The sequence below is a fragment of the Bacillus sp. LL01 genome, from assembly GCF_001037965.1.
Genome location: NZ_LFEL01000037.1, coordinates 1 through 10,578 on the forward strand (window position 1 = coordinate 1; position 10,578 = coordinate 10,578).

Here is a 10,578-nt window from a genome sequence, read left to right on the forward strand (position 1 = left end):
ATCGAGCAATACAACATTCCGCAAGTAGCCATAACGAGTGAACAAAGACTAACTTTAATGGGAATAGCCCAGAAGGATCTTGAAGCCATTTGGGGAGAAATTGATTTGCCGTTAAGCAGCACGTATGGAAATACGGTTCAAAATATAAAGACTTGCATTGGTGAGACAATTTGTACATGCGATAAAGATAAAGCTCTTCAATTGGCCGTGGAAATTGAGAAAACAACCGATTATGTAGTAACTCCCTACCGTTTGAAAATGGGTATATCTGCTTGTCTACATAATGGAGCAGGTTCAACAACCAAGGATGTTGGTGTCATTCAAACCGATCAAGGCTGGGAAATGTATGTGGGGGGCAGTAGTGGTCGCAATGTGAGACCAGGTCAGTTGTTGTGCGTGGCTGATACAAATAAAAAATTGTACGAAATGGTTATTGGTTTCATTCAATATTATCGTGAAACGGCTAAGTACGGCGAACGCTCATGGGAATGGATTGATCGAGTGAGCCTAGTTCATATAAGAGAGGTTTTATTTGATGATGAGTTACGAAAACAATTATCGGAAAATTTGGAATTAGAAATGGAACAACGTAAAAAGATTGTGGCAGAACTGATTTAAAAGCGTTAGTATAGAGTGCTTTTCTCTAACATTGTTGATAAAGGATGGTATTCATGACCGAGATGTTATTGCGCTATTTCCGTAAGAAGCAAAAAGAAACTCAAACTGAAAAGATCTATGATACCCAATGCCCTTTTTGCAGCATGCAATGTAAGATGCAGTTGATTGAGCAATCAACAGTCACTAGAAAAAGATATCAGACTATAGCGAAGGACAATCCCACCTCTGAAGGGCGAATATGTATAAAAGGACTTCATGCACACCAGCATGCGATACATGGTGATCGGATTAAACAACCTCTCTTAAAAGTGAATGGTGAATTTCAAAAGATTTCTTGGGATGAAGCTATACAACTCATAAAAGAAAAATTCACTGAAATCCAAAGTCTGCATGGTAATGATGCCCTTTCTGTTTATGGCAGTGCCACGATTACAAATGAAGAAGCCTATTTATTAGGAAAGTTTGCCCGTGTGGCGCTTAAAACGAGGTACATTGATTACAATGGTCGCTTATGCATGTCATCAGCTGCATCAGCTGCAACTCAAACATTTGGGATGGATCGTGGATTTACCAATAGTATTCAAGAAATTCCTCAGACAAGATGTATGATCTTAGCTGGAACAAATATAGCAGAATGCCAGCCAACTATTATGCCTTATTTTGAGCGAGCAAAAGAGAATGGTTGCTTTATTATAGCGATTGATCCAAGGGAAACAGCAACGACAAAATTAGCAGACTTACACTTGAAAGTGAAGCCAGGCATGGATGCAGCTTTAGCAAATGGATTATTAAAGGTCATTATCGAGGAAGAATTAATCGATCAATCTTTCTTAGAAAGAAGAGTTGATGGTTTTTCTGAAGTTAATGAGTATGTAGCCTCATTAGACCTAGAGGAAATCGCAGAGTTGACAGGTGTTCCGAGTGAAAAAATAGTAAAAGCTGCGACGGTTTTTGGCAAAGAAGAATCCGGAATGATCTTTACAGCAAGGGGAGTGGAGCAACAAACGGATGGTTCTATAGCTGTTCGGAATTTCTTAAATATTCTTTTAGCCACAGGGAAAATTGGCAAGCCGTTCTCAGGGTTCGGGGCTGTAACAGGTCAAGGAAATGGTCAAGGAGCAAGAGAACACGGGCAAAAATCAGATCAATTGCCAGGCTATCGTTCCATCGAAAATCAAGAGCATAGGAGATATATTGCCGATGTATGGGGAATTCGTGAAGAGGATTTACCTCATAAGGGTGTGTCTGCTTTTGAAATGATTGAAAAGATGGGTGAAGGTGAGATAAAAGGGTTATTTCTGATGTGTTCGAACCCCGTTGTCTCAAATCCAAGTGCAGCATTCGTCAAGCAAGCGATAAAAAAATTAGATTTCTTTGTAGCAGTCGATCTATTTGTTTCAGAAACAGCTCGTTTCGCTGATTTGATTCTACCAGCTACCTCTTATCTAGAAACGCCTGGTACGATGACAAATGTCGAAGGGCGAGTGACATTACGGGAGGCGAGCTTTCCGTTATGGGGTGAGGCGAAGCATGACTGGGAAATTCTTTGTGAGGTGGCTAAAGCCCTTGGAAAAGGAGAATTTTTTTCATTTAATTCTCCAGAAGAAATCTTTGAAGAATTAAAAGAGGCAACTCGTGGAGGGTTGGCTGATTATTCAGGGATCACGTATGATCGTCTAAGGCAAGAGGAAGGTATACTATGGCCGTGTCCAGATGAAGATCATCCTGGAACAACACGATTATTCGAAGGTCAATTTGCTCATCCTGATGGCAAGGCAAAGATGGTAGCTGTCTCAAATAAACCAGAGGTAGAAAAAGAAAAACCAACCGAGGAGTTTCCATTATACTTAACAACAGGGAGGGTCATGTCTCACTACCTTACGGGTGTACAAACACGTAAGAGCTCGACGCTCGCTGCAAGAGAGTTCGAATCCTATATGGAAATCCACCCAGCAACAGCAGAAAAATATCAAATCAAAGATCAGACTTTAGTCAAAATAGAATCAGAACGGGGAAGCATTGTTGTAAGAAGTAAGCGTTCTGAGGCGATACGAAAGGATACAGTATTTGTCCCGTTCCACTGGGCTGATAGCCAAAATGTTAATCAACTTATCTCAAAAAAGCTCGATCCAACCTGCAAAATGCCCGGATTCAAGGTGAGTGCTGTCAAAATAAGTCCTGTAGAATAACACCATTGTTAGCCTGTTAGTTGATAACAGGCTATTTTCTATGATGTTACTTCCTATGAACATGATAAAACCCGCTCTCCCAACTATAGCTTGGGGAACGGGTTTTATGTAAAGGCTTGTTTATAGAACCTTTCTTTGTAGAGGTTTCTCCTCAACATCGTTAGTCGTAACCTCAACTTCAGCAACTTTCRGCTCCTCGGAAGACATATAGTATTCTTCACTAAAGGAGTTTTTAGGTTCTTCTAAAGTGAAGTAACAAATCACAAAGCTTATAAGCGCTCCTGTAGCAAGAATGAAAAAGAATTGCTGTGGTGTTACGAATGTATAAAGCGTTAAGTAAATCGTCGCACCGACATTTCCATATGCGCCAGCCATTCCGGCAATTTGTCCTGTTACTCTTTTTTTGATCATTGGTATAACGGCAAATGTAGCACCTTCAGCCCCTTGGATAAACATCGACGTTAAAACGGTGATGGCAACGGCTAGTAGTAATGGCCAGTTAGAATCGACAAAGCCCATTCCAAAAAGGCCAAGTGTGATACCAAACATATAGATAAGCATCACCTTACGCCTGCTACCCATACGATCTGAAAGTACTCCTCCTAATGGTCTAGCTAATAGATTTACAAATGCGAACGAAGCGGCTATTAGCCCTGCTTGGGAGGCAGAAAGTGAGAATGTTAATTGAAAAAACATAGGGAGCATAGAGACAATCGCAAGCTCAGCCCCAAAGTTAGCGAAATAGGTGCTGTTTAGTGCGCCGACATTTTTAAACTTATACTGGTCATCCTCGGGCACCCCTTTTTTCAAAATAGGGATATTCACTTTTAAAATCATATAGATCTGATACACAAGGGTGAGGCCAATAACAGCGTAAACAAGATAAAGGGCAGTAGAAGTGATAAAGCCTAAACCGGCTAATCTCCATGCACTAAGAGCTAAGGCGCCGCCTAGGGGGATCGTCCAAAAGATCAATTGTGCTAAGTCWCCCCAGCTACTTACTTCTAGTGCTCCGGTCCGTTTAGGTCTAATAAATTCTTTTCCTTCTGGTGTGTCTTTGACATTAAAGTAATAAATAATCCCATAAACAAAACAACTAACACCTGTAAACGCTAAAGCATATCTCCACCCATTAKCACCACCTAATAAGGTTAAGGCAAACCAAGGGAGGAGCATAGCGGCAACAGCAGAGCCGAAATTACCCCAGCCTCCATAAATTCCTTCGGCAAAACCAATGCTTTTTGGTGGGAACCACTCTGCTACCATTCGAATCCCGATCACGAAACTAGCCCCGATGCTTCCTAAAACTAAACGGGCGATCATTAATTGTGCCCAACTATCTCCAAAGGCAAAAACAATTGCCGGGAAAGACATCGTGATTAGTAGCGCAGAATAAACCTTTCTTGGTCCGTATTTATCTAATAAGGTTCCTATGATTACGCGAGCGGGAATGGTTAATGCAACATTACAAATCCCTAAAGCAGCAATATGTTGCGGAGTTAACCAATCCATTGTTTCAAGCATGGTTGTCGCGAGGGGGGCCATATTATACCAAGTAAAAAAAGAAATAAAGAATGCGAACCAAGTAAAATGTAGCACTTTAATTCGCTCACTCTTAAATTTGAAGATTTCAGTTACAGTCATTTAACATGTCCTCCTATAGATCGGAATTTAAGGTACAGTTTTTTTATACACTATTAATTCATAATTGTCTGAGAACTAGAGAGGTAATGTTACATGGTTTCTTTTACTACCCAATGTGTAACCTAGCTTACAGACCTCTTTCAATGTGTTCTATACACTTGGAAAAGGAGGGATCAGTATGGCGATACTATATACAATAAGTGGATGCATTCGCTGTGAACAAGCGAAGAATACCTTAACTAGTCAGGGGGGTTCATACGAGGAAGTGAACATACTTGAACATCCAGCGAGACAAACTGAAATAAGATTGATTCATCATGAAGTTATAACTCCGATTTTCTTTTCTGAGGGTAGAAAATGGTTGTGCGAAGATATGCTCTTTTTGGAAATGAGAATGGGATATGAGGTAAGCTAGCTTACATTTTTAATAGAGAGACTCTGTTATCGTTTAAGTACGAAACAAAGGAGGTTGTTAAACATGTCTAAATAAACAATGAAATTTGCAATCACAGGTGAAACAAAGGGTATGCAAACCATGATAAAAGCATGAGAGCATCAATTAACAATTGATGAACCGAAAAATATGGGTGGCACTGATACAGGGGCAGCTCCTCTATCTTCATTACTTGCAACATTAGCAGGTTGTGAAAATGTGATAGCTCATTTTGTAGCAAAAGAAATAGGATTCAACTTAGATGGAATCTCATTTGATATCAAGGGGGAACTTGATTCTAGAGGGTTAATGGGCAATCAAGAGGTAAGACCTTATTTTGAAAAGGTGCAAATTGAAGCACGTGTCCAAACAAGTGAAAGTGACGAACGGATTAAAGAACTTCAAGATAAAACAGACCAACGTTGCCCTGTTTATACGATGATGAAAGCCGCTGGAGTTGAGCTTGAAGCCAATTGGGTACGAGCATAACACCTTGGAAAGCAAGTGAACACTCACTTGCTTTCTTCTTTTTCCTTATTTCGTTCGTAATAGAAGGGTTTCAACAAAAAAACTAGAAGTTCTTTTATAGTTCACTTTTTAGGAGGAAGAAAAATGAGTTACATTGAAATGGTAGATGAACAAGAGGCTGAAGGACTATTAGAGGATATCTATCAAAAGCTAGGTGGAAGAGTGGCGAACATCTTAAAGGCTTCTAGTTTATTTCCTGAATCCTTAGATGCTCACTTACAGTTGTATAAGACACTAATGTTTAAGAAATCTCCATTAAGTAGGGCTGAACGTGAAATGATTGCGACAACCGTATCTTCAGTGAATGAATGCCATTACTGAATGGAGCATCATGGGGCGGCGCTCCATTTATTGACGAAAGATCATATGTTAGTAGAACAGTTGAAAGAAGATTATWCGAAGGCGGATGTAACACCAAAGATGTTGGCAATGTTGCAGTATGCAGAGAAGTTAACCAAGCATCCTGCTAGTGTAGACAAAGAGAGTGTGGAAGTATTGAAACGGTTAGGATGTACAGATCGAGAAGTGCTTGATCTTTGTCAGATTACGGCCTACTTTAATTTTGTCAATCGGCTCGCAGAAGGTCTTGGGATTGAGTTGGAAAAAACGAACTAAAGGGTGGTGGATGAAATGGAATTACCGAAGCTTCCGAACATAAAATTATGTAATTTGGATGGAACAGACTTCAATACAGATGAACTGCGTGGGAAGAAAACACTAATCTTTATGTGGGCGTCTTGGTGACGTTGTCGAGAACAGCTGCCAGGTTGGCAAGCCTTTTACGAAAACCTTTCGAATGAAGAATTTACGATCCTTTCTGTTTCTGTAGATGTTCAGGGGCCATCTGTTGTTAAACGCTATGTAGGTGACACTACCTTTAAAACAGTGGTTGACCAAGAGCAGCGGTTATCAGCGTTACTGGGTATGAAGATTGTTCCAAACGGTATTTTCATCGATGAAGATGGAACAATTCGTTTAATTAAGCAAGGGTTTCACGTCACGAACGAAGAACATACTGAAGCCATTAAGAAATTAGTTAACGGTGAAGTAGAACAAGTTGTATTAGAAGATGACTATTACAAGACAAACGATGAAAAGAATCCATTAAAACAAGAACTAGCGAATACAAAATTCAGGTTAGGGATGGTCTTGCTCGAACAAGGAAAAAAAGAAGAAGCTTTAAAAGAGTTAGATGAAGCCTTAAACAATGATCCTGAGAATTTCTTGATTCGGAAACAGCGTTGGTATATTCGCTATCCAGAGAAATTTGAACCGACTATTGATATTGAGTGGCAAAAGCTACAACTAAAACAAGAAAGAGAAGCAGAAGAGTGTGGGCCTGATGGGTGTAAAATACCAGGAACTTGATAGGTTGAGTGTTTTATATCGAAAAAAATGAGGACTGATTGAGATCAAGTCCTCATTTTTGTGCGTTCACTTTTTGATTAACTTTCTCGATATGAATAGAATAGGAGAGTAAGCCTTTCTTTAGCAGCCATTCTTTTCTAAATTGACTCATCACACTACTCACTGTTTCTCTCGTAGAGCCAATCATTGTAGCGATGTCTGAATGAGTTAATTTCATTTCTATTGTTTGCCACTCTTTTTTGCGCTTACCTGACTTCTCGCTTACCTTCATTGCTAAAGGAACGATTTTGCAAAAAAGGGAAAAATGCAGTCTTTGAACTAAAACGGAAGATAAAGTATGATCATGTTCCGTGGTTGACTTATACGGACCCGGAAGTCTTTCATTTGGGAGTAACAGAGGATGAGGCGAAGGATACCTTTGACGACAGCTATCACGTGTATGAAGTAAAAACGAATGATGTAGATCGGTTTGTTGCTGAAAGACATCTTGATGGATATATAAAAATGATAACAGATAGAAAAGGGAAAATCATCGKGGCTCATGCAGTTGGTCCAAATGCAAGTGATTGGATGCAAGAGGTTGTGTATGCCAAACAACATGGGCATAAAATCGGGAATATCTCAAATGTGATTCACCCATACCAATATTACTCGGGAATGTTTTCAGGTTATACAGAAGGGCTGTACCGAGAAGAAGAGATTCGAATTGATTTAAGGGAGGTCTCAAGCAAGTCGAGCGTTTCATTCTTAGAAGACCGTGTACTTAGCCTTGACCCTTTTGAAAAAAGAATGTTGACGGAAAAGGGCCAAATAGTAGACTATGATGTCGTTTCATTTGATATCGGTTCTAAATCTGTTTCAGCAAACTATAGTATCAATCAATTAGCCACTCATATTAAACCTAATTATTTGTATACAGAAGCTATTAGACGAGTGCGAGAAGCCAATAAAGCCGTGCTCGTAGGGGCAGGAGTGGGTGGGATTGAACTGGCTTTATCGATTCAATCTTGGAGAGATTAGCATTTGGATAAAGAGCCGATTACCCTTATATCTTCAGGTGTCCTACTTAAAAATGAGTCAGACCGAACCTCCAAGAAAATCGAAACGATTGTTAAAGAAGCTGGTGTCAGGCTGATTGAGAATACGCATGTGACGGAGCTTAACGAAGAAAGACTTTATACAGATGGCGCCATAATGATTGAGTATGATGAGGTGCTTTGGCTAACAGGTCCAAAAGCTTTCGATATCTTTAAAAAAGCACTCGTTCCTACAGATGACAAAGGTTTTATGCTAGTTAATGATTTTTTACAGTCACCTTCGTTTCCTTCAGTATTCGGTGCAGGTGATTGCGTGACGATCTCCTCTCATCCTACACTACCTAAAAATGGTGTGTATGCCTTTAGACAAGCACCCGTTTTATACAACAACCTCGTGAGTTTCCTAAGGGAGGAAGAAGGGACTCTTTTTACACCACAAAAGCGTTACTTATCTATTTTATCGATTGGAAATAAAAAGGGCTTCCTATTGTATGGTGGCCAATGTATAACAGGAAAGTGGACATGGCGTCTCAAACATTACATTGACTCCAACTATATGAAGAGTTTTCAGTAAGCCCCTTTCGATTCAAGTATTTTTATAATGTAATTTCCATTTGACAATCTTTCATAGTCTAAGAGCCATCGTCTTTTGACTTACGAAACATCCTTGTTTAAAATGGAAGTAATAGATTCGTGCGACATATTACGTACAAGCTAAGCATAAGATGGGTGTAAATGAGGGCATTGCACATGCGCGTGTAATGTCCTTTATTGCACTTATTAACCATACATTTTTAAAAAAGTTTAGCTTGGTAAACAACGAGATAATGAATCGGCCCTTGAGGCTTGAAATCGAGTGGGAGTGGTGAGGATGAATAGCAAGAAATTGCTTCTCATACTAGTCGCTGTAGTGGCGATCGGATTAGGAAGTGTGTTTTTATTTACAGGTTCATTTGCATTAGATGGCAATGAGCAGACTTCAACCTCAGAATCGGAAAATCAACTTAATCAAAAAGAAGTTGTAACAGACGTTGAGTCTCTTGAGAAAATYGCCAAAACACTGGCGATTATTCAAGAGCAATATGTAGAAGAAGTAGATGAAGAAACGCTCATCCAAGGGGCGATTGAAGGAATGCTTGATACGCTTGATGATCCCTATTCTGTTTACATGGATCAAGAAACAGCTAATCAATTCGTCGAATCACTTGGATCAAGCTTTGAAGGAATTGGTGCTGAAGTGAGTATGACGGATGGTACGGTGACAATTGTCGCTCCTTTCCGTGAGTCACCAGCTGAGAATGCTGGTCTTCAACCAAACGATAAAATTATTGAAATTGACGGAGAATCGACTGACGGATTATCACTGTATGAAGCAGTATTGAAAATCCGCGGTGAAAAAGGGACGACGGTAACTTTAACAGTCGAACGTGCTGGTGCCAATGAATTTTTAACGATTCCAGTTATTCGCGATGATATTCCGATTGAGACGGTTCGTGTCAGTACGATTGAACGTGACGGCCAAACGATTGGGTTGCTCGATATTACTTCTTTCTCTTCAGATACGGCAGACCGTTTTGAGGAAGGGCTTGAAGAATTAGAGGCCCAAGGAATTGATGGCTTATTAATCGATGTTCGTGGTAATCCTGGTGGCTACTTAGATAGTGTAGAGAAAATCGGGAAATTAATTATTCCTGGTGGAGAGCCGATTGTTCAAATCCAAGATCGCACTGGCGAGAGAGTCCGCTATGTGTCCTCACTTGATGAGAGAAAGCCTTATCCGATTGTAGGTCTAACAGATCGCTCGAGTGCTTCGGCATCTGAAATCTTGTCTGCGGCATTAATTGAAGCAGGTGATTATGATGTTGTCGGGGAGACGACGTTCGGCAAAGGGACGGTTCAACAAACGATTCAACTTGGTGATGGAAGTGAGTTAAAGCTTTCATTATTCAGATGGCTGACATCAGCTGGAAATGATATTAATGGTGAAGGCGTAGAGCCAACGGTTGAAGTGATGCAGCCGGACTACTTCTACTCTGCACCATTAACAGGAAATGAAACATTAACGCTTGATATGATGAATGAGCAAACAAGAAGTGCCCAAACGATGCTTAAAGGACTGGGGTATGAGACTGGACGTACAGATGGCTATTTTGATGAACAAACCGAGGAAGCTGTTCGTGCCTTCCAGCAAGCTGAAGGATTAAATGTGACAGGTGAAATTGACGAGGAAACAGCTAGTAGCCTGCAACAAATTATAGTCGATGAAGTTCGCGAAGAATCGAACGACAAGCAGCTTCWAACAGCAATAGAGTTAATCACTAAACAAGCAAAACAATAAGAAGATAGGAGACGCAAGCAGTGAAATGCTCTTGCGTTTCTTTTTTTGATGGCGATCGCTTGAAATCTAATAAACTATCAAAAATCATAATTTCTCACAGATCTATTATCTCTTTTTCGTTTATATAAGGTAGAATAGAGAGAAAGAGTTCTGGAGGCGTTAGATGTATGATAATAGACATTCTGAAAAGCTTGGGACTTACTATTGGTAGCTTTTTTGCCAATCCCATTTTGTACATAGGTTTATTCGTAATTTTTTTAATAGCTCATCGCCGCGTTCAAAAAGAACGAGTGGCTTTTCATACACGAGTAACGGATCGAATCGCTGATTTCGTTATTCCGTTTTGGTCAGCAGTTGTAGTCGGGTTATTGATTTCACTCGCCACATTAGGTGCTGGTATTGTGATTACGATTCCTTTACTAT

At 40.0% G+C, this 10,578-nt stretch carries 10 protein-coding genes and 2 pseudogenes; 10 read left to right on the forward strand and 2 right to left on the reverse strand.

Features of this window, described 5'->3' with window-relative positions; all coding sequences use genetic code 11:
• Both AB685_RS22750 and AB685_RS22755 read left to right on the forward strand, forming a co-directional pair.
• A pseudogene (locus AB685_RS22750) lies at nt 1-618 on the forward strand (NAD(P)/FAD-dependent oxidoreductase); the annotation flags it as partial.
• A 53-nt stretch (nt 619-671) separates the two neighbouring features.
• Nucleotides 672-2,807 (forward strand): nitrate reductase, encoded by a 2,136-nt coding sequence (locus AB685_RS22755; RefSeq protein ID WP_047972866.1) that lies wholly within the window; start codon nt 672-674, stop codon nt 2,805-2,807.
• Nucleotides 2,808-2,927: 120 nt separating this feature from the next.
• On the opposite strand, the gene AB685_RS22760 is transcribed toward AB685_RS22755, so the two are convergent.
• On the reverse strand, nt 2,928-4,451 hold the full coding sequence (locus AB685_RS22760; protein WP_047972867.1) for an MFS transporter: 1,524 nt from the start codon (nt 4,449-4,451) through the stop codon (nt 2,928-2,930).
• 178 nt (nt 4,452-4,629) lie between these two features.
• On the opposite strand from AB685_RS22760, the gene AB685_RS22765 reads away from it, so the two are divergent.
• From AB685_RS22765 to AB685_RS31035, 4 genes are all read left to right on the forward strand, one after another.
• A complete protein-coding gene (locus AB685_RS22765; RefSeq protein WP_047972868.1) occupies nt 4,630-4,866 on the forward strand; it encodes a glutaredoxin domain-containing protein in 237 nt (78 codons plus the stop codon).
• 168 nt (nt 4,867-5,034) lie between these two features.
• Complete coding sequence (locus tag AB685_RS22770; RefSeq protein ID WP_347230879.1) at nt 5,035-5,373, forward strand: OsmC family protein; 339 nt, start codon at nt 5,035-5,037, stop codon at nt 5,371-5,373.
• Between the two features lie 123 nt (nt 5,374-5,496).
• Complete coding sequence (locus AB685_RS32510) at nt 5,497-6,027, forward strand: peroxidase-related enzyme (protein WP_347230880.1); 531 nt, start codon at nt 5,497-5,499, stop codon at nt 6,025-6,027.
• Between the two features lie 270 nt (nt 6,028-6,297).
• On the forward strand, nt 6,298-6,780 hold the full coding sequence (locus tag AB685_RS31035) for a tetratricopeptide repeat protein (protein ID WP_347230881.1): 483 nt from the start codon (nt 6,298-6,300) through the stop codon (nt 6,778-6,780).
• 52 nt (nt 6,781-6,832) lie between these two features.
• Here the strand turns inward: AB685_RS31035 and AB685_RS30560 are convergent, their stop codons facing one another.
• Nucleotides 6,833-7,051, reverse strand: a complete 219-nt coding sequence (locus AB685_RS30560) for a helix-turn-helix domain-containing protein (RefSeq protein ID WP_082153732.1) — start codon at nt 7,049-7,051, stop codon at nt 6,833-6,835.
• Between AB685_RS30560 and AB685_RS29865 the strand changes: the two genes are divergently transcribed.
• The 4 genes and pseudogenes from AB685_RS29865 to AB685_RS22800 all read left to right on the forward strand — a co-directional run.
• Nucleotides 7,051-7,800 (forward strand): hypothetical protein, encoded by a 750-nt coding sequence (locus AB685_RS29865; protein WP_241773364.1) that lies wholly within the window; start codon nt 7,051-7,053, stop codon nt 7,798-7,800. The two genes, AB685_RS30560 and AB685_RS29865, sit on opposite strands and share 1 nt — an antisense overlap.
• Before the next feature lie 3 nt (nt 7,801-7,803).
• Nucleotides 7,804-8,391 carry an FAD-dependent oxidoreductase gene (locus AB685_RS29870; RefSeq protein WP_053073924.1) on the forward strand — a complete coding sequence of 196 codons (588 nt, stop codon included), beginning with the start codon at nt 7,804-7,806 and terminating at the stop codon, nt 8,389-8,391.
• A gap of 297 nt (nt 8,392-8,688) precedes the next feature.
• A complete protein-coding gene (locus AB685_RS22795) occupies nt 8,689-10,155 on the forward strand; it encodes a S41 family peptidase (protein WP_047972871.1) in 1,467 nt (488 codons plus the stop codon).
• 167 nt (nt 10,156-10,322) lie between these two features.
• Nucleotides 10,323-10,578 (forward strand): annotated as a pseudogene (locus AB685_RS22800) (PDZ domain-containing protein); the annotation flags it as partial.

What these genes read in the sequence shown, in the direction of transcription:
- AB685_RS22765 (WP_047972868.1), top strand. Translation starts at nt 4,630, where the DNA reads ATGGCGATACTATATACAATAAGTGGATGCATTCGCTGTGAACAAGCG.
- AB685_RS22770 (WP_347230879.1), top strand. Translation starts at nt 5,035, where the DNA reads ATGGGTGGCACTGATACAGGGGCAGCTCCTCTATCTTCATTACTTGCA.
- AB685_RS30560 (WP_082153732.1), bottom strand. Translation starts at nt 7,051, where the DNA reads ATGAAGGTAAGCGAGAAGTCAGGTAAGCGCAAAAAAGAGTGGCAAACA.
- AB685_RS22755 (WP_047972866.1), top strand. Translation starts at nt 672, where the DNA reads ATGACCGAGATGTTATTGCGCTATTTCCGTAAGAAGCAAAAAGAAACT.